At 65.6% G+C, this 19,276-nt stretch carries 12 protein-coding genes; 2 read left to right on the top strand and 10 right to left on the bottom strand.

The annotated features are described in order from the left end of the window. From QE393_RS20725 to QE393_RS20685, 9 genes are all read right to left on the bottom strand, one after another. Window positions 1-1,803: a glycosyltransferase gene (locus QE393_RS20725; RefSeq protein WP_310045400.1), complete on the bottom strand. Its 1,803-nt coding sequence runs from the start codon at window positions 1,801-1,803 to the stop codon at window positions 1-3. After that, a complete protein-coding gene (locus tag QE393_RS20720) occupies window positions 1,800-4,154 on the bottom strand; it encodes a glycosyltransferase (protein WP_310045399.1) in 2,355 nt (784 codons plus the stop codon). Before QE393_RS20720 ends, QE393_RS20725 begins: the two co-directional genes overlap by 4 nt. Beyond that, on the bottom strand, window positions 4,147-6,657 hold the full coding sequence (locus QE393_RS20715) for a glycosyltransferase (protein WP_310045397.1): 2,511 nt from the start codon (window positions 6,655-6,657) through the stop codon (window positions 4,147-4,149). The genes QE393_RS20720 and QE393_RS20715 overlap by 8 nt, the downstream gene beginning before the upstream one ends. An 80-nt stretch (window positions 6,658-6,737) precedes the next feature. Next, window positions 6,738-7,889: a DUF4214 domain-containing protein gene (locus QE393_RS20710; protein WP_310045396.1), complete on the bottom strand. Its 1,152-nt coding sequence runs from the start codon at window positions 7,887-7,889 to the stop codon at window positions 6,738-6,740. Between the two features lie 2 nt (window positions 7,890-7,891). Continuing rightward, window positions 7,892-8,761: a cell wall-binding repeat 2 family protein gene (locus tag QE393_RS20705; protein ID WP_310045394.1), complete on the bottom strand. Its 870-nt coding sequence runs from the start codon at window positions 8,759-8,761 to the stop codon at window positions 7,892-7,894. Window positions 8,762-9,242: 481 nt separating this feature from the next. Continuing rightward, window positions 9,243-10,637 (bottom strand): TolC family outer membrane protein, encoded by a 1,395-nt coding sequence (locus tag QE393_RS20700; protein WP_310045393.1) that lies wholly within the window; start codon window positions 10,635-10,637, stop codon window positions 9,243-9,245. Between the two features lie 4 nt (window positions 10,638-10,641). After that, window positions 10,642-11,964: an HlyD family type I secretion periplasmic adaptor subunit gene (locus tag QE393_RS20695; protein ID WP_310045392.1), complete on the bottom strand. Its 1,323-nt coding sequence runs from the start codon at window positions 11,962-11,964 to the stop codon at window positions 10,642-10,644. Next, a complete protein-coding gene (locus QE393_RS20690; RefSeq protein ID WP_310045390.1) occupies window positions 11,964-13,727 on the bottom strand; it encodes a type I secretion system permease/ATPase in 1,764 nt (587 codons plus the stop codon). Before QE393_RS20690 ends, QE393_RS20695 begins: the two co-directional genes overlap by 1 nt. A 123-nt stretch (window positions 13,728-13,850) precedes the next feature. Next, complete coding sequence (locus tag QE393_RS20685; protein WP_183632415.1) at window positions 13,851-15,245, bottom strand: glycosyltransferase family 1 protein; 1,395 nt, start codon at window positions 15,243-15,245, stop codon at window positions 13,851-13,853. 380 nt (window positions 15,246-15,625) lie between these two features. Here QE393_RS20685 and QE393_RS20680 point away from each other — a divergent pair, with 380 nt between their 5' ends. Together QE393_RS20680 and QE393_RS20675 are read left to right on the top strand one after the other, a co-directional pair. Further along, window positions 15,626-16,795, top strand: a complete 1,170-nt coding sequence (locus QE393_RS20680; RefSeq protein ID WP_310045388.1) for a glycosyltransferase family 1 protein — start codon at window positions 15,626-15,628, stop codon at window positions 16,793-16,795. A gap of 41 nt (window positions 16,796-16,836) precedes the next feature. After that, window positions 16,837-18,297 (top strand): hypothetical protein, encoded by a 1,461-nt coding sequence (locus QE393_RS20675; RefSeq protein WP_310045386.1) that lies wholly within the window; start codon window positions 16,837-16,839, stop codon window positions 18,295-18,297. Here QE393_RS20675 and QE393_RS20670 read toward each other — a convergent pair. Beyond that, on the bottom strand, window positions 18,278-19,270 hold the full coding sequence (locus QE393_RS20670) for a hypothetical protein (protein WP_310045384.1): 993 nt from the start codon (window positions 19,268-19,270) through the stop codon (window positions 18,278-18,280). The genes QE393_RS20675 and QE393_RS20670 overlap by 20 nt on opposite strands. Window positions 19,271-19,276: the final 6 nt, after the last annotated feature.

The raw sequence follows: 19,276 nt of genomic DNA, 5'->3' as shown, positions 1-19,276 counted from the left end.
TTACCGCCTCTGCTGATCCAGCTCCAAAAGTCTCGCCGCATAACGCCTGCCCACCGTGTCCGATGCGAATCCGCTCAGTGTCGAGCCGCGCTCGCGAATGCCCGCCCGGGCGTTCGCCCGGTTTCTCAGCGCCTGCACGGCATCCGGCATAACAGGCTCGCCCCAGCAGTTGCCCGCGCCTTCGTGATAGTCCGCGGCGCAGGTCTGCACCACCGCGCAGGGCACGAGCTCGACTCCGGCGACGCCCGTGCAGAAATCGCGGTTGCCGCCCGCCGCCGAGGCCACCACGTCCAGTCCCAGCAGCAGGGCTTCGGCGATGCCGCGGCCAAAGCCCTCGGCCCGGTGCAGGGAGACGAAGCAATCGCAAGCGGCGTAGAGCGCCAGGACGTCATCCTTGGCGAGCACCTGGTCGATCAGCACGATGCGCTCATCGCCCGCGGCGAGCGCTTGCAACGCCCCCCAGGCGGCGGGCTCCTTGTCCGCCCTCATGCATTTCACCACCAGGCCTACCGACCGGTCGTGCTGGGCGAAGGCCTGCTGGAAGGCGCTGATGACGGCAGCGGGATTCTTGCGGCGGAATGAAGAGCCGCCATCGAAGGCAAAGACGAAGTAGTAACGCCCGGGCTCCAGGCCGAAACGCCGGCGCAGCAGCGCTTGCGGCTCAGGGGGGGCCACCTGCACGGCCATGGGCATCAGGCAGATCGGCACCGCCGCCGCGGCCGACAGGGCCGTCTCGATGTAGCGGCTCGATGCCCAGACCTCATCGACCAGGGCGAAGCCATGCGCCCAGGCCGCCGGCCAGCGCTGCAGCTCCCAGGGCCAGTAGCCGATGGTGTAGCGGCCGGCCAGGAGGCCGCTGCCCTGCTCCAGATAGACCCGGGCGTGTTCGAGGGCGGTCAGGCAGAAGAGGTTGTAGCGATAGCGCGGCGCCGCGGCGACCCAGGCGGCCACGCTCCGGTCCCCCTCGTCCACCCCCGGGTTCACATTGAGGATGACGAAGGGAATGCCCGCCGCCTCGAGGGCACGCGCGGCCATGCGCAGGTCCTCGCCGATGCCCAGCTCGCCATAGGCGTAGCCGATCAGATTGACCCCGAACGGCGGGGGCTCGCCTCCCCTGCGCGCGGGCCAGGCCAGCAGATTGGCCCCCAGCAGCGCATCCAGCGCGGTTTCCTGCCGGCCGTTCGAGCTCAGCCAATGCTTGTAGCCGGTCCGGCCCGGTGCGGTGGTCAGGTCGAAGGCCTGCTGCAGATCGCTGCGCGTGGCGTGGAGCAGGCGGGCGAAGCGAGTGTCCTCGATCGCCGCCGCGTCCAGCAGGAAGGTCTTCTGCCAGAAGGGAATCTCCAGGCACTCAGGCGCCAGCTCCCGAAAGCCACCGCCAAAGAAGAACCAGGCCAGGGCCGCCCGCTGTGACTGCTCGTCCGCCAGGTCGGTGGCAATGCCCAGATCGTCGCGCCGCTGGATCAGGGCCAGGATCAGGCGCGACAGACCATCCGACCAGAGGGTCGCCGGCAGGGACGCGCGCCCGGAGAGTTCGGCCCAGAAGACCTCCAGCTCTCGTAGCGCGGCGTACTCCCGACTGCCCGAGGTGATCAGCCAGCCCAGGTAGGCCCGGCGGGCCGCTTCGTCGTCGAGCGGAAAACGCGGCTGGAGATCGAGTGGCCGCACCTGCCAGATCAGCAGGAACAGCCGATAGAAGGCGGCCACGCCCGCGACCGCCAGCCGTGGGACCGGCACCCGATAGTAGTCACCGCCGCGCAGGGCCTGCGGGCCCGCCTGCCAGTAGTCGGTCAGGTCGCTGCTCATGTCCGGCGCGGCGCCAGGTCGAGACCGCCGTAGGGTCCCAGGGCCCAGTCCTGGTTCAGCGAGGGACTGTAGAAACGATCCGTCAGTTGCTGCGTCGAGTAGGTTTCGTACAGGGCGCGCTGCTCGCGCTGGGCGCGGGCGGCCTTGTCGGCCGAGCTGTCCTTGCCGCGCGTGGCCGACTCGGCGTGGAGCAATTCGGCAAAGGGGGTCCAGAGCACCTTCAGGCCCAGTGCATCGATGCGCAGGCACAGGTCGACATCGTTGAAGGCCACCGGATAGCGCTGGGCATCCATGCCTTCGAGACCGAGGTAGAGATCGCGCCGCATCAGCAGACAGGCCGTGGTACAGGCGCTCTGCTGACGGGTCAGCTGATTGAGGCCCAGATAGCCGGGATCCTCGCGCAGCCAGTGGTTGCCGGTATGGGCGGCCAGGCCGTTGATGCCGACCACCACGCCGCCGTGCTGCACCATGCCGTTGCGCCACAGCAGCTTGGCGCCCACGGCGCCGACTTCGGGTCTGGCCGCCAGACTGACCATCTCGCGCAACCAGTCCGGCTGCAGCACCTCGATGTCGTTGTTGATGAAACCCACGTATTCCCCGGTCGCCAGCGCCACCCCACGGTTGTTGAGGGTGGCGTAGTTGAACGGATAGGGATGCGCCAGCACCTTCACCCCGCGGGCCTGCAGCGCCTGCAGATAGTCCAGCGTCGCCGGATCGTCGCTGCCGTTGTCGATGACGATGACTTCGAGGGCGGGATAGTCGGTCGCCGCAAGCAAGCCTTCCAGGCAGGCCTGCAACAGGCTGAAGGCGTTGCGGGTTGGCACGATCAGACTGACCCTGGGCAGCTGCTCGGGCAACGCCCAGTGGGCGCGCAGCGCGCCCGGCAACTGTGTCTGACGACTCAGGCAGCTACCCGGACGCAGTCGCTCCAGCAGTTCGTTGAGGCGTTCCAGGCGCTCGGGTTTCTGGCCGTCGCACTCGGCGGGCGTCGCCGGACAGAGGGCGCTGCGATGGCTGAGCACCTGCGCGACCCGCGCCACGGGCAGCTCGCCGCGCAGGGTCGCCCAGATCAGCGCGGCCACGACCGCCTCGCGGTCACGCGGGGCCTCCGCCGTGCGCTCCAGGTCCTCCAGCGCCGCAAGGATGACCGCGCGGCCGAACAGGGCGGTCTCGGTAAACAGATCCGCCCCCAGATAGAGATCGAAATCCCAGCTGGGCTTGAACCAGGGATTGCCCCGACTGCCGTCCGGCTGGTCCTGGTCACAGTCGGCGAATGCCCAGGCCGCCGGCAGCTCGCCCTCGCCGCCCGCCAGGGCCAGCGCCAGCTGATCCAGCGTCTGGGGCCGCAAGCGCGAGCTGAAGGGCAGCAGCAGGACCCCGTCCGCCCCCTCGTCGACCAGCTGCCGCAGCGACTCGGCGAAATCGGCCGTGGCGATCCGCTGACCGCTTGGCGCCAGCCGCTGTGCCTGCAGGCTGTCCAGGCAGGCCTGGCGTTCATAGTCCGGTGCCTCGCCATGCAGCAGCACGGCGATCCGCCGGTCCGCTACCTGCTCGGGAAAGGCCGGCGGACGCTGGTGCAGGGCGAACCACTGGGGATAGTGGCCAAAGCCGGCACTGCGCGGACAACGTTGAGCGTAGTCCTGGGCCAGGCGCCTGGCGAGTTCACGCAGCTCGGGCGCGGCCTGCTCCGGCCAGCCGGCGGCCAGCAGGGCGCCAAGGCCTTCGGCCCGGCAGCAGACGAGGATGGGGCTGCCGGCCAGCGCCCGGCCCTGCGGGTCTTCGATATGGATTTCGTGACGCTCGCCATCCGCCAGCATCCAGGGCAGTTCCAGACGGAAACCGTGATCGGCGTCGGGACGATAGCTGAGGGCGGGGTGCCAGAGGTCGGCGCGACCGCGGGCCAGGATCCGATCGGCCAGCCGCGCCCGCACCTCCAGGTGCGTCCCAGGCGTCTCCGCGGACCACAACCAGCCGGTCACCGCCAACCCACCGCCATACCAGACCTGGCTACCGGGCACGGTCGCCTCGACTGGCGCCTCGCGCGGCAGCTCCAGGGGATCGCCGACGCGCGGGCCACCGTTGGCGACGCGCACGACGATCTGGCGCGCGTCGGCCAGCCAGGCTTCGCGCAGCTGCAGGGCAAAGCCGTGAAAGCCATCGCCAAGGCAGGAACCGTTCTGATATTCGTCGGCGCGCACCAGGGCCACGCTGGCCCCATCGACGAGCACCTCGAGCGCGAGCCTGAGATCCGGCTGGGTGAGGTCGCAGGCCCAGCCCTGAAGCACGCCCCCGTGCAAACCTTCGATACGTCCTTCGATGTTGGCGGCGCCGGACCGAGCAGAATCATTCATGGAGAAAACCGAGGGGAAAGACTTCGTTCAACACGGCCGCCAGGTCTGGCGGCAGTGCACTGAGGGGCTGTGCGCCCGCTTCCTTGGCCACCCGGCCTGCCGGGGCGTGCAAGACCAGCCCGGCGGTACGGGCGCGCTCGGGCGCCCACCAGCTGGTGGTCGGGGCCTGCTCCAGACTGAGGACGAGGGTGCATCCCGCCAGCGCTGGCAGCCGCTGCGGCGCGATGCCGGGGACCTCGGGAAGCATCCGGACATTGCCAAGGGCCAGCAGCGCCGTCGTCCAGGGTGAGGAATCGCCGAGCAGGAACCGGCACTTCAGGCCTCGCCGCCGACAGCGTCGCAAGACCACCAGCCAGCGTTGTGCCAGGCCCGGCGCCTGCAGCAGATCGCCGATCAGCACATTGCCCAGCTCCGTCCGCGGCGGGGCCGGCCCGGCCCTGGGCGCGGCCAGCTGGATGACCGGCACCGCCGGACAGCGCAGGTGCAGGGAAGCCGCCAGGGTCGCATAGGGCGTCAGCAGCGCCCGGGCCCGCTGCAGGAACAGCGCGGCGGATTCCAGCAAGGGCGAGGCAAAGTCATCGCTGCCCTGCAGCTCATAGGGAATGTTCAACTGCAAGGGCAGCGCCCGCAGCGCATCGGGGCAGTCCGCGACCTGCAGATAGCGCAACCGGGCCGGAGCCAGCTGCCCCAGATCCTCCAGCAGCAGAGCGGCCTGGGCGGGCAAGCGATAGTCCAGCTGCAGAGGCAGGCCGCAGCCCTGCAGGCGCAGCTCGGCGAGCAACTGGCCGTCGTGCTGCCGATAGGCCAGGGTGCAGGCCGGCGGCTCCCCGCTCGCCAACGCCTGTCGCGCGAAATGGCTGGCCGGCGCGACCTGCGCAATGATGCCCGCCGTCGCGATCCGGGGGCCGAGCAAGACCAGGCGCGCGCGCTGCAGACGATCTCGATAGGACCGCAGTGGATCCTGCCGGCGGTAGCGCTCGAAGGCGCGATCAGCCGCGGGATAGCGCTCGCGCAGCAACGCATTGTTGAAGGCGACACGTGTCAGTTTCTCCTGGCCGAAAGAAACCCCACCCTGGTGACCGACAAACACCCGATGGGCCGCCAGATGCCGCCAGCCACGCTCGCGGGCACGCAGGCACCAGTCGGTCTCTTCGCCATAGCCCCGCTGGAGATGGAGTTCATCGAGCAGGCCGACATCGTCCAGCGCGGAGCGTCTGATATAGAGGCAGAAGCCACAGCCCACCTCGACCTCGGGCGCCGGCTCGTCGCTCGCTGCCGCCTGGGCGTTGAGGACCTCCAGCTCGTCCGGTGTCGGCAGCGGATGGCCCTCGCAGGGGGCCGGAAAGCTCAGCAGCTCGCCGTTGTTACTGAACGGCGTGGCGGTCGCGGCGTCCGGGCGCTCCCGGACCGTCGCGCGCAAGAGGTCCAGCCAGGCGCCGGCGACCAGAGTATCGGCGTTGAGCCAGACCACGTCGCGCAGGCCATGCAGTGTCATGCCGCGATTCATGTTCCTGATGAAGCCCAGGTTGACCGGGCGCCGGTGCAGCTCGATGTCACCCGCTGCGGCCAGGGCCTCCAGCGCCTGGATCAGATGCGCATCCCGGCTGGCATCATCGAGCACGACCAGCTGCATGGGCGTGCGATTGGCCGCACGGCTGCGCAGGACACTCTCGATACAGGCCAGGGCAGCCGCCCGCCCCTCATAGACCGGTATCAGCACATCGACGACGGGATCAGGCGCCTGCCCGGACGGGATCTTGGGGGGCGGCTCCCTCAAGACGCCGGTGGCCAGGGGACTGCCACTCAGGTCCTGGCCGTCGGGCCACTGCAGCCGCAGGCTTTCGACATCCTCGGTCAGCTGCAGACGAAAGCCGCCATGGGCACCGGCATTGCCCGCCTCCGCCAGCAGCGGACAGGATTGCCTGGCTACCAGAAGGCTCGGCGATTGCCCCTCCAGCGTCAGGGTCAACCGGGGGGATTGTCGAGGGCGGCGGGTATCCAGCGCCCAGCCGTGGATCTCCCGGCGCAGCGGATCGAATTCCACCTGTCCCCAGCAGCCCGGCGGCAGATGCGCGAGCAGCAGACCCAATTCGGCGGCACTGCCGACATAGGGCAATTCGGCCGCCAGCTGTTCATTCTTGAATCCTGGCAAGGCGATCAGGGCGCGCAGGCGCAGGAGACGGACCGCAGCGGTCGTGCGCGCGGGGTTGGCCGGCGCCGACAGCAGGTCGAAGGCAGTCTGGTGTTCACCCTTCGCCAGCAGCACATGGCCCAGCAGGGCCCAGACCTCGCCCTGTGGCCCGAGCCGGGTAGCGGCCTCGGCCAATGCCAGGAAGGCGTCTTCCAGCCGGCCTTGCTGCAGGGCCTCCAGTCCTTCGGATACCAGGGCCGCCGGACGCTGCTCGGTGATGCGCAGGGCCAGCGCGAGACGCTCGGCGGCGGTCTCCAGGCAACCGGCTTCCCGGAGTGCCTGATAGTCCTCCATGAGCGATGCAGAGCTCAAGATCGAAACTCCCGTGCAAGGATCCGTAACGACGAGAACCTCCGGCCAGGCGCCGGAGGTTCTCTATCGAGGATGAGGCGTCAGACCTGGCCAGCGATGACCAGTACCCCGGTGTCGTGCTGCTGGGCTTCTGCCGAGCCAACGATGCTTACCACCACCGAGGCCCGCGAGGCGCCATCGGCCAGGGTGCTTTCCCAGTACGCCAGACCAGCCGCATCGGCACTGCGGCCGAGCATGTTCTGGTAGAGGGACTGGACGAAGGTCGCGTCGGAGGCGCCGCCCATCTTGTTCTGGTACTCGCTGGAGCCCAGAAAGGCGCCGGCGATGGCCGTCACGTTGCCGCCATTGGCCGCGACGTTGTCCAGCCAGTAGTGCGTACCCGCCTGATCGGCACTACGGCCGAGCAGGGCCTCGTACATCCGGACCGCGCTCGCCTGCGTTTCGGTGGCGGTCACCGTCAGGGAGCTCTTGCCATCGGCGTCGGTGAAGAAGGTGACGTCCTTCGCCATGACCACGCCAGGTGCGGTGCTGGAGGTGCTGCTCAGGGTGACGGTGCCGTCGCTGCCGACCTTGACGCCGTAGTCGGTCAGCTTGCCGTTCACCACCACGACGTCAAAGCCCGCACCGCCCTCGATGGTGTCCTGACCATTGCCGGCATAGACCACGTCGTTGCCAGCGCCGGTCTTGACGATGTTGACGCCGCCGTGGAGCACCACGGTGTCATTGCCGCCTGCCAGGGTGATGGTGTCGTTGCCGGCCCCGCCATCGATGTAGGTGCTGACGTTGTCGGTGACCGTGAGCGTGTTGCCGCCGGTACCGCCGACGATGACCCGGCCGAAATCGGCGGTATTGACCGGTGCGTCCTTGATCACCTGCGCGGATTGCGCGGTCTGGGCCGAGGCGCCGAAGGTCACCGTCACGGTGGCCTGGGTATCGAACACGAAGGCGTGGGCATTGGCCAGCGCGTTCGGGATATTCAGGGTCACCTGGCTACCGCTGGAGCCCAGGTTGTTGAGCAGGACCAGCTGCGGTGCGACGGCTTCGCCGTTGCTGTTGTGGACGGTATTGACGGTGCTGCCGTCGTAGTTGGTCACGGCGACATTGGCGTTGGCACTGGTCGAGCTGTTCAGGCCGAGTACCGAGGAAATGGCAGCCAGGGTGTTGGAGCTCAGCGAGCTGGACGTCAGGGAATTCTGGACGGATTGAGCGCTGACGGGCTGATCGTATTGCATGGTTAAGTCTCCTGAAGCGCTTCTTCACGAAAGGCGCAAATCGAACGGTGGGGGTCATGACCATCCCAGGGAGACTGGTAGCGGCAAGCGTTCATCTCGACGCCAGGGTTGATCGATACGTGCAGCGCGGTCAGGAAGGCATTCGCCGGGGCGACGCACTCCTCACCGGGCAAAAGGGGTTGCGGCGCCTGACCGGCAAAACCGGCCCAGGCCTCGAGCCGATAGTCGGCCCGGCGCGGACCGACCAGGGCGATGGCGATCGCGGTGATGGGCAGCTGCCCGCTCGGACTGCCGAGGAACTGGCCGGTGGTGACCGCGGGCTGCTGCACGCCGGCGATCTGGCAGCCATAGGCGAGATCGATCCCTTCGGGGCGCCCGGGCCAGTCGATGCAGAAGCCTCCCAGGGGCTGTGCGGTCCTGGGGTCGCCCAGGGTCGAGGCGTGGACGCTCTGGGTGCCTGGCGCGAAGTGGCCGGTCAGCCTGAGTGCGACGGCTGTCGGCCGGCCCCCGTCGTGGCTGGCAACGGCCTTCCCTGGCGCCGGGCGCAGGATCGCCTCGGAGGTGTCGATACGATCGATCCGCAGGTCGATGGTCTGGCAGCCGGCCCCTTGCAACTGATACTCGGTGATCAGCAGCGTCCCGCAGCCGTTCTTGACGCGGATGATCAGGGTGTCCCCCAGCCGCGCCAGGGTATTGCGCACCACGCTTTCGCCGGGAAAGAAATCGACGGTGCTCTTGCCGATCAGGGTCGGTTGCAGGCTGATCAGGCAGGGGCGCTCGGCATCGTGCAGGGAGGCATAGCGGGCGATATACAGGCCCGGCTCCAGGCTCAGCAAGCGAGTCCTGAAGGTGAATTCCTTCTGATCCTGCACCTGATTAGCCTCGCTACGGTTATGGTCATTAACGCTCGGGACGCTAAGATCACCTGAAAATTGTGACATGCATCACATTTATTGCGATAAGCCGATCAGCGGGCACCGAAGGGTTACGAACGGCGGTGTTGGCCGTCTTTGTCAAAGCGCCCTTTCGTCAAGAAGCCCGGGCTAGAGCCATATAGCCATACTAAAAATTTGTAACTCGACGTGTCTTAAATCGTTCAACGGTGAGCCGCCCTGGTCGCTCGCCCATGATGGAGGCAGAGGAAGCGTCCTTTGCCTGAAAACGAGACGACGAAAGCAAGCAAGGCTTGAGGCAAGCCAAGGCTTGGTCGCCGCGAGCAGAGGAGGCTGGAGGGGTCGGAGCGAGACGTTGCAGGCAGGGCTGATCGACGCGCGGAGGGGTCCGGCGTCCATGCCGGTCGAGCAGACAGCGGATGCCGACGGCTGAGCGTCGACCTCCGCCGGTCGCCAGTCGTCAGCCGCGCTCAGCGTCTTCCGGCTTGAGTCCGGTCTTGCGCGTCTCGTCGGGCTTGGGCACGGTCAGCCAGGCATTGATGCGCTGGATGTCGGCATCCTTGAAGTCACCGCTCCAGCGCAGCAGGACCAGCTGGTTGGTGATGAAGTCGTATTGCGCGCGCAGGTAGTCGCGCCGGGCGCTGTACTCCTGGCGCACCGCGTTCAGCACGTCCACCGCGGTGGCCGCGCCGAAGGAGAAGGACTTCTCGCTCGCCTCGCGTGCCTTGACCGCCGAGTTCAGCGCATTGCGCGACGACTCGATCTTGCTCAGGCTGGCAAAGCTCTTCAGGTAGGCGGTCTTGGTTTCCTTGACCACCTGGCGCCGCACCGCTTCGTAGTCTTCTTCGGCCGATTCCTGGGAACCGTACAGACTCCGCGTCCGGGCGCTCACCGAGCCACCGCTGTAGATCGGAATCTGCAGATTGAGGCTGGCCGAGTAGGTATCGACGACGTCCGCGGCGATGACGTTCTCGTAGGCGAAGTCACTGCGTTGCGCCCCGAATTGGAGACTCAGGGTGGGCAGATGGCCGGCCTTGGCCTCGCTGACGGCGTACTCGGCGGAATTCAGGGCTTCCTGCTTGGCCTGCAACGCCGGATTGTGATTGATGGCCGACTGCACCCAGTCGGTTTCCGTACCCGGCAACGCGGTGAAGAGGGTGCGGTCATCGATGCGCTTGAAGGGCTGGTAAATGTCCCGCCCGACCAGCTCGGCCAGCGCCTCGCGTGTCACCTGGATCTGGTTCTTGGCTTCGATTTCCGCGGTCTTCAGGCTGTCCACCCGCGCGGACAGCTGCAACTTGTCGGTGATGGTCGCCAGCTGCCGGTCGAACAGCGCCGAGACGCTGTCGAGGTTGCGCTGGGTCGCCTGGCGCTCGGCGGTGGCCAGCTCCAGTTCATCCTCGGCCGCCAGGGCGGCGAAGTAGCGTTGCACCACATCCGCCGCGGACTGGATGCGGGTGTCTTCGGCCAGCGAGCGATACTGCTTGGTGAGCTCACTGTACTTCTTGAAGCCACGCCAGGCGGCCGGATTGTAGATCGCCTGGGTCAGACTCAGGTTGTAGGTCTGGCCGTCGTAGAACAGCGTCTGGGGGCCTTCGGTACGCTTGATGCGACTGGTGGAGGCGCCGCCGCTCAGCTGCGGCAGCATCTGGCCGAAGGCACCGTCCTGCTGTCCCTGGCTGGCCTTGACCTGAGCATCCGCGCCACCGATGCGGGGATCGGACTCCATGGTCTTCTGGTACAGCTGCCAGAGATCCAGGTAGGCCGCCGGCTCATGGCTGGCGACAGGCGCCGCCTGACCCAGCAGCGGCAACGCCAGGCCCAGGGCGAGAAGCAGTCGGGCGGGCTTGAACATCGCCTTACTCCTCGATCATCGAGCGCGCCATGGCATTGCGCGCCGGCTTGAGCAGGTAATTGAGCAGGGTACGGGCGCCGGTGCTGATCAGCACTTCGGCCGGCATGCCCGGCACCAGCTCACGGCGACCCAACTCGGCCCGACCCTTGTCGGTCAGGGTCACGCGCGCCAGATAGTAAGGCGCACCGGTCCGCTCGTTGGTAAAGCGGTCAGCGGAGATATAGACGACTTCGCCTTCCAGGATGGGGGTGGTGGCGTTCTTGAAGGCACTGAAGCGCACCTCTGCCAGCTTGCCCAGTTCGATACGGTCGATATCGTTCGGCTGCACCTCGACCTCTACCAGCAGGTCGGCGCCGATCGGCACGATGTCCAGCAGGTGGGTACCAGGCGCCACGACGCCACCGATGGTATGCACCGCCAGGCCCATGACCATGCCGTCCACCGGCGCCTTGATCACCGTACGGTTGACGAGATCCTGCAAGGCCCCTACCCGCTCGCGCAGCTCATAGATGCGCGATTGGGTCTCGGCCAGCTTGTTGGCCACGTCCGACTTGAATTTCTGGGTGGTCTGCAGGATCTGCAGCTTGGTTTCCCCCATCTGCACCTTGGCGCGGGCGATGGCCGATTGCTGATCGGCGATCTCGGCCTGCAGGCGCGACAGGTTGCGCTCCTGGTCGCGCAGGCGCTCGTTGTTGACGTAGCCCTGCTTGAGCAACTCGCTCAGGTCCTTGATCTCGCTGCCATAGGATTGCGAGAGGCCCTGCTTGCTCTGGATGATCGCCGAGAAGCCGCGGATCTGCTGCTCGAGTTCGGCACTCTTGTTCTTGAGGACGTCGACCTCACCCAGGCGCGCATTGCGCTGGGCCAGGAAGATCTGCCGTTCGCTGTTGCGGGCTTCCTGGACGCGCTTGTCGTCCTCGGGGAAGTCGCTGGTGCCGAAGGTCACATCCTTCAGGTCGTCACGTTCGGCGATCAGCCGCGCTTCCAGCGCCTGGGAGGCGATCAGCTGGCTGCGCGCCGCTTCGAGCTGGGCACGGGCCTGGGTATCGTCCAGGCGCATCAGGGTATCGCCGGCCTTGACGTGGTCACCGTCGTGGACCATCAGCTCCTTGACGATGCCGCCTTCCAGGTGCTGCACGGTCTTGCGCGAGCTCTTGATGGTCAGATAGCCCTGGGCGAGCACGGCGCTGTCGAGCGGGGCCAGGCCGGCCCAGAGACCACCCAGGCCGAACACGACGATCAGGATGATGTAGCCCAGTCGACGGACCGGCTTGTCGGAAATCTTCAGGCCCTCGGCCTCGGCTTCAGCGAGATACTGGGTGTTCATCAGGCCATACCTCCCGATTGCTCGGCGCTGCCATCGGTCTTGGGCAGGGATTCTGTTTCAGCGGCGGCCACGGGCGTTGCCGCGGGGCGGCCCTGCAGTTGCGCCAGGACCTGGTCACGCTGGCCGGACATGACGATCTGGCCATCGTTCATCACGATGAGGTTGTCGACATAGGCCAGGACGCTCACACGGTGGGTCACGATAAAGAGCGTCGCACCGGTCTGCTTGAGGCGCAGCAGCGCCGCGCCCAGGGCCTTCTCGCCCGCCTCGTCGAGGTTGGAGTTGGGTTCGTCCAGCACCACTAGCCGCGGATTGCCGTAGACGGCGCGGGCGAGACCGATGCGCTGGCGCTGACCTCCGGAGAGGGCACCGCTGTTGGCGCCGATGATGGTGTCGTAGCCCTGGGGCAGGCGCAGGATCATGTCATGCACCCCGGCTAGTTCGGCGGCCTCGACCACGGCCTTGGCATCCACCTGGCCAAAGCGGGCGATGTTGTCGCTGATGCTGCCGTCGAACAGTTCGATGTCCTGCGGCAGGTAGCCAATGTACGGGCCGAGTTCCTCGCGTTTCCACTGGGCGATGTCGGCGCCGTCCAGACGTACCTTGCCGCTCTGCGCCGGCCAGATACCCAGCAGCGCGCGCGCTAGGGTCGACTTACCCGCTGCGCTGGCACCGAGAATGCCGACCGAGGCACCCGCAGTGACGTTGAACGAGATGCCCTTGAGGATCGGCTGGAACGCGCCAGGGGGCGTCAGGATCAGTTGCTCGACCGAGATGTTGCCCTTGGGCGCCGGCAGCGACATGCGCGGCGGCTCGGCCTGCACGTTGCGCATCATCTCATTGAGGCGAGCGTACTGGCCGCGGGCGGAAATGAAGCCTTTCCAGCTGCCGATCATCAGATCGATAGGTGCCAGGGCGCGGCCCAGCAGCAGGGAACCGGCGGTCATCAGACCGGGGGTGATCTGATGGTCGATGACCAGCCAGGCACCCAGGCCCAGGATCAGCGATTGCAGCACCATGCGCAGGGTCTTGGACAGGTTGCTCAGGGCGCCGCCGTGTTCGCTGGCGCGCGCCTGCAGGCCCAGTACGTGGGTATTGCGCTTGCGCCACTGCTTGAACAGGCTGGGCATCATGCCCATCGAGGCCACTACCTCGGCGTTACGCAGGTTCTTGCTGGTGAACTGGGTCGCCCGGGCGTTTTCCTGGTTGGCCTCGGCCAGCCGCTTGCCGGTCAGCTTCTCGTTGGCATAGGCCAGGAGAACCAACAGGATCGCACCGAGCACGGTGAGGGCGCCGAACAGCGGATGGAAGAAGTACATCACCGCGATGTAGATCGGCAGCCAGGGGGCGTCGAAGAAGGCGAAAAGCCCCTGCCCGGTCAAAAATTGGCGAAGACCCGTCAGGTCATTGAGCGGTTGCGCCGAGGCCTGGGCGCCGCCGGTGTAGAGCGCCTGCTTGAAGCTGGCGTCGTAGAGACGCTCGTTGAGCAGCAGATCAAGGCGAGTGGAAACCCGCACCAGAATGCGCGAACGGATCCATTCCAGGGCGCCGTAGGTCGCCATCAGCAGCAGCATGATCAGGGTGAGCATGACCAGCGTGGTGATGCTGCTACTGCTCAGAACGCGGTCGTAGACCTGCAGCATGTAGAAGGAAGGGACAAGCAGCAGCAGGTTGATGAAGAGGCTGAAAAAGCCGACCGTTAGAAAGCTGCCCTTGCAGGCAATCAACGCCTGCTCGAGATCTGTCTTGGGTTTGGATTGCATGCAGATACCAGCGGGGACAAGAAGGAACAAAACCGCAGGGTGCGGACTCTATCACAGGTTTTTGAGGGGTGTTCCCCCTACCCGCGGAGCCCGCGATCCTACCCGATGACCGGGGCCAGAGCCTTAAGCCTGCCTTATATCCGGGGTCTCGACGGCATCGCTGGCCGGCAGATGGCGCTGCTGCAGGATGCCCTGGCGGGTGCGCTCCACCAGTTGCAGCGAGGCTTCGCGCCAGCCGACCCAGGCCCAGTCCTGCAGCGGACGTGCGGACGGGAAGCTACCTTCGGCTTCGTAGCGCTCCACCTGGGCGGCCAGGGACGCCGGATCCTGCAGCTGGAAATAGGCCATGAAATCCCCACCCACCTCGCGGAACACGGGAATGTCGCTGGCCATGGCCGGCAGGCCGCGCTGCATGGCTTCCACCAGCGGCAGACCGAAACCCTCCACATAGGAGGGGAATACCAGGGCCCGGGCATTGGCATAGGCGTATTCGAGGCTGGTGTCGTTGGCGCCGTTGAACATGAACAGCCGGCGCTTGTATTCCGGATGGGTCTTGATGCGCTCGATCAGCGCCTCGGTCTTCCAGCCCACCTTGCCGATGATGCACAGGCGCACATCGGCGCCCCGGGCCCAGAGCAGGTCGAAGGCGTCGAGCAGATAGGCGTGGTTCTTGCGCGGCTCGATGGTGCTGACCATCAGGTACACCGGGGTCTTGCCGTCGAACAGGCGCTTCACTTCCGGATCGCAGGCGGCACCACTGCCATTCAGATCGAGTTCCGAGCCCAGCTGGAAGTAGCCGTGCCACTGGCGCTCAGCCGCGGCGCCGCGACGCAGGCGCAGTTCCGCCGCGACTTCCTGGCTGATGGTCTGGGAGATGGCCATGAAGCCGTCCGCGGTGCGGGCGATCCAGTCGAACCACTCATCGAAGACCTTGACCAGGTGGTTGTCGCAGAACTGCGGATGGGTGAGCGGGATCAGGTCGTACATGACCGAGACGATGCCCACGCCACGCGCCTTGAGCGATTCGGCGAGTTTGAAGAAATCGGCATGCCAGGAGGAGTCCAGCAGCACCAGCTGGTCACCGGGCTCGATCTCCAGGGGAGTGGCACGCTCCGGCTCTTCACCCGCCTGGTAGTCCTGCTCGCGCAGGATGTTCAGCGGCCACTGAATGACCTGGCTGGTCGCACGGCACGGCCAGTACCACATCCGCCGCAGCAGCAGGGAGCGGTCAGCGTACGGCAGCTTCTGCTCGACACGGTCGTGCCAGCGCCAGAAGCGGTCCTGCAGGCGGTCCAGGCGGCCGATCCACTGCCGGCGCCGGATCCGGCCCTCGTCGACCTCCAGCGGCTCCAGGCTGTTTACCCGGTAGAGCTGATCGTGCTTCATCATGACCGGAATGCACTCGACCGAGGGCTCCAGGTGCGGCAGCTGCTTGATGACGTTACGCACCACCCGCTGGATACCGGAGTTGTCGGAAGGGTGTTCGTAAACGTAGGTGCATTCGATCAGTAGACGCATGGCAACTCGCAAATCCTCGCTAGACCCGGGCAGGCCTGCCAGAGAAGGGCCGATGGAAGGCCGAAATGAAGGAGCGCCAACCGGAAAACTGCGGGGGCCGGCGTCTGGATCCGTAGGGACAAAATTGGCGGGCGATTATAAGGCCCAGGGCACACAGCGCCCAGCCCGGTCGTCTCGGCAACGTCAGGGCCGGTCATAAAACCGCTACCAGACGTGGACTAATCGTGGTCAGCCCGGATAATGCGTGCCTTTGCGCCAGGGCTGTCCGGGCGGCTAAGAGCGCTGGAAAGGCGTCCGGACCGATTCCCTCGGCAGAGCCTCCCGACGACCCTCAACCGCCTTCGCGTGAGGGTGCGTTCAACCAGAGCTGTCGAGCAAACATGAAGGTCTTTGTTTCCATCAATGTTCTCAAGCCGCCAATGACCGGTATTGGGCGATATACGCTGCATTTGCTGGAGCAGCTCGTCGATCATCCCGCGGTGGAAGACATCAAGGCCTATGGTGATGATGGCCTCATGGACCGCGCCGCCTTGCGCGCCAAGCTCCAGCGACTGGCCGAAGGTGAAGCGCCATCGCCCACTCGGCTACGCTACGGTCGGCTTCGGCGGTGGCTCGGGTATCGTCCCTGGCTACGCCGGCTCTACCGGGCACGATTGAACAAGGCGTTTCGCCCTTGGGGTGCGCAGCTGGACGGCTACGTCTATTGGGAACCCGGCTATTTCCTGCTGCCTTTCAAAGGCCCCAGCGTTGCCACGCTCTATGATCTTTCGCACCTTCGTCATCCAGAACTGCATCCCCCGGCTCGCATCGACGAAATGCGGCGTTTGATCCCTCACACCATTGAGGCTTCCACGCGCCTGATCACTATCTCGGAGTTCATCCGTAACGATCTGGTCGACACGCTTCAGTTGAAAAAGCCTGTGGACTTGGTCAGCCCCGGTATCGCCGCCGACTTCTTCAACATCACCGATGTCCAGCGACAGGAATGCCGGCAGCACCTGGGCCTCCCAGAGCATTTCATTCTTTCGGTGGCGACCCTTGAGCCCCGCAAGAATCTCGCACGCCTGCTACGAGCCTTCGAAAGCCTGCCGGCTGCCCTACGCCAGCGTTATCCACTGGTCCTGGCAGGCGCACCCGGCTGGCAGAACTCGGAGCTGGCCGAGCTGATGGCCAGGTTGCAAGAGGCAGGTGAGTTGCTGTTCCTCGGCTATGTCGATCAACGCCATATCCCCGCGCTTTATGCCAACGCGACCCTGTTGGCATATCCCTCGCTTTATGAAGGCTATGGCATGCCCATCGCTGAAGCCATGGCCGCCGGCTGCCCGGTCCTGACCTCCACTGTGAGTTCGATGCCTGAGGTCGCCGGGAACGCCGCGGTATTGGTCGATCCCCTGGATGAGTCGTCAATAACAGCAGGCCTCAAGCGTCTGCTAGAAGACTCGGACCTGCGCAACCAACTGACCGCGGCGGGCATCGTTCGTACGCGAGACATGACCTGGGCCATTCGGGTCGAGGATCTCATCGCCAGCCTTACCGCGGCCGCGCCGTGAGCACCTGCGCATAACCGGCAAGACCTATACGAGAAGAGTTGATGTCTGTTTCATTAAAATCCAGTACTGCGTGGTATCTACTGAGTTTCATCGCGCTGTCGGTACTCTATTCCTGCTTCGCCACTCAGGTACCGCTCAACTCCGACGCCGCATCGGCACTGCTCGAAGCCCAGGATATCGCTGCCGGCAATGTGCTGCTGAGCGGCTGGAATCTGTCCACGGTCTCGTTCTACTTCACCGAAGTCCTGCCGTACGCTGTGCTGATCAAGGTGTTTGGTTGGCACCTGAGCTGGGCCTATGTGGTGCCCGGGATGCTGCTCGCTGCCGTGGTGGTGGTCGCGGCCCACCTCATCGTTCGCAAGCGCGGTATCGCGGGGCTACCGCCCCTGGTGATCGTGGCCGCACCCGGCTTTTTCGCCAGCAATCTGCTGCTGGTCCCCTGCATCCACATGGGCGCCTATCTGGCGACCTTGCTGGCGTGGTGGCTGGTGGAGACCTACGAAGAACACCAGGGTCGTTGGCGCCTGGCCCTGCTGACCCTGTTGCTGGGCCTCGTGCTCTTCAGTGACGACATCGTTCGCTACGTTCTGCTGCTGCCACTGCTCGCCGCTGCCCTGATCAGGGTGCGCCACAACCCGAAACTGGGGTGGGTCATCGCCAGCTGCATCGCGGCAGTGATCCTGGCCAAGCTTCTGGCCCTGGCGGTCAAGGCCGCGGGCGGCTTCACCACGCCCGGCTTGCCACCGTTGAGATTCGCAAGCTACGCCGCCCTGTGGCAAAACCTCGAACTGACCCTGCAAGGCGTGCTGGCGTTCTTCGACGCCGAGTTCTTTGACCAGCGGATCTTTTCGCGCGGCGGCCTGAGCAAGGCCTTCCATGCCGCGGTGGCCTTTGGTTTCTTCGGCGCGCTCTACTGGATCGCCAGGCAACGACGCGCACTGGATACGCTGAGCATCGGCTGCCTGCTGGGCGCGGCCATCCTGCTAGGCGCCTATGTGCTGAGCAATCTGCCGGTGAACCTGATGACCACGCGTTATCTGGTCCCAGTCTTCATCCTTGGCGCTATCGTCCTGGGACGTCATCTCCTAGTTGAACGCAGGATAGTCGTCTTGGGCAGTGGTGTTGCCTTTGCCTATGCAGCCACCCTTCTGGCCGTGCCGAAGTGGGACTACACGACGTCCAACCGCAGCTTTCCGCTTGCCCAGGTATTGCTCAAGCACAACCTGCAGGACGGTTACGCGACTTTCTGGAATGCCAGTGTCAACGCGATCGTTGCAGACGCCGAAATATCACCGATCGTTATCGATGCCGAAGGGGCCAAACCCTTCGACTGGCTATCAAAGCCCGAATGGCACCATAACGGCGGCAGTTTTCTGATCTGCGATACCGAGCAACAGGTCATTCATGCCATTCGCCAACTCGGCGTGCCGGAACACCAGGAAAAGGTCGATGGCAAATTCCTGCTGATCTGGAAGGGTCCCGTCAGCCTCCAGCGGCCCTGACGAAACCACAATGCGCCGAAGAAGACCGTAACAAGGCGATCAACCGTGCGGTATGTCTTTGGCGCGCCTCGGCCGTCAGGTGATAGTTGGTATCGAAGAAGTCATCCGCTGGGTACATGAAATCCAGCGGACGCCCTAGATACGTCAAGCCATGCGCGCGGGCCGCTGCAGGGAGGCCCTCATAAAAGGCCCGCTCGACCGGATCGTCATGGTAGGCCGGCCGATCGAGCATGGCAGGGGGTACGAACACCGCGCAGCCACCGGCCTGTTCCACCTCCTGGGCAAAGGCCTGCCAGAGCTTCCAGCTGCCACTCAGCGCTGTGGCCTGGGCACCATAATGCTGGACCGCCGAGTGAAGCGCGCCAGCGAACAGCTCAGGACTACGCTCCTCATGCCGGCTCAGTGCCTGGTCGCCCCGCTCATCCAGATGCTGCGCCCCGTAGAGTCCGGCCACCTGAAAGCCTGCCGGCACGCCGCGATAGCCCTGGACCACGCGTTCCAGCGGCGTCATCGCCAGGAGCTTGGCCAGTCGCCAGGGATTGAGACCATAGCTCACTGGATGGCTCAGCCAGTATTCCAAGTAGACCTGGTTCACTTCGAAGCGATCGTGATAGAGCGGATACTCCAGCGGCAGCAGTACCCAGTCCCCGGGCTTTACCGCCTGACGTGCGTAGATCAGCAGATAGGGACTCAGGATGCCCGCATTGACCCCCAGGTTCACCACAGGCCGGCCGAAGGCCTGCTCTAGCTGGGGTGAGTCGATGCCGAACATGGCGCCCGATCCCGCGACCACCACCAGCTTGGGCGCCTGCACACTCGCCGCGCGGGCCAGCTTCTTGGCATAGGCGCCCTCGACCCAGAGGTTGTTGACGAAAGGCCTGCCAAGCTGGCCTGCGACCAGTGCGACCCAGGCGATGCCAAAGCACAGGCAGCCAATGAATACCCCCAGGAAAAAGCGTCTGGTACGTCGCATGATGAT

It is taken from the genome of Pseudomonas sp. SORGH_AS_0211, from assembly GCF_031453455.1.
GTDB lineage: Bacteria > Pseudomonadota > Gammaproteobacteria > Pseudomonadales > Pseudomonadaceae > Chryseomonas > Chryseomonas aestiva.
This window is presented reverse-complemented; position numbering and strand designations above follow the sequence as displayed.

Bases quoted from the DNA above. Each gene is read 5' to 3' on its own strand.
- QE393_RS20725 (WP_310045400.1), bottom strand. From the start codon at position 1,803: ATGAGCAGCGACCTGACCGACTACTGGCAGGCGGGCCCGCAGGCCCTG.
- QE393_RS20720 (WP_310045399.1), bottom strand. From the start codon at position 4,154: ATGAATGATTCTGCTCGGTCCGGCGCCGCCAACATCGAAGGACGTATC.
- QE393_RS20710 (WP_310045396.1), bottom strand. From the start codon at position 7,889: ATGCAATACGATCAGCCCGTCAGCGCTCAATCCGTCCAGAATTCCCTG.
- QE393_RS20700 (WP_310045393.1), bottom strand. From the start codon at position 10,637: ATGTTCAAGCCCGCCCGACTGCTTCTCGCCCTGGGCCTGGCGTTGCCG.
- QE393_RS20695 (WP_310045392.1), bottom strand. From the start codon at position 11,964: ATGAACACCCAGTATCTCGCTGAAGCCGAGGCCGAGGGCCTGAAGATT.
- QE393_RS20690 (WP_310045390.1), bottom strand. From the start codon at position 13,727: ATGCAATCCAAACCCAAGACAGATCTCGAGCAGGCGTTGATTGCCTGC.
- QE393_RS20685 (WP_183632415.1), bottom strand. From the start codon at position 15,245: ATGCGTCTACTGATCGAATGCACCTACGTTTACGAACACCCTTCCGAC.
- QE393_RS20680 (WP_310045388.1), top strand. From the start codon at position 15,626: ATGAAGGTCTTTGTTTCCATCAATGTTCTCAAGCCGCCAATGACCGGT.
- QE393_RS20675 (WP_310045386.1), top strand. From the start codon at position 16,837: ATGTCTGTTTCATTAAAATCCAGTACTGCGTGGTATCTACTGAGTTTC.
- QE393_RS20670 (WP_310045384.1), bottom strand. From the start codon at position 19,270: ATGCGACGTACCAGACGCTTTTTCCTGGGGGTATTCATTGGCTGCCTG.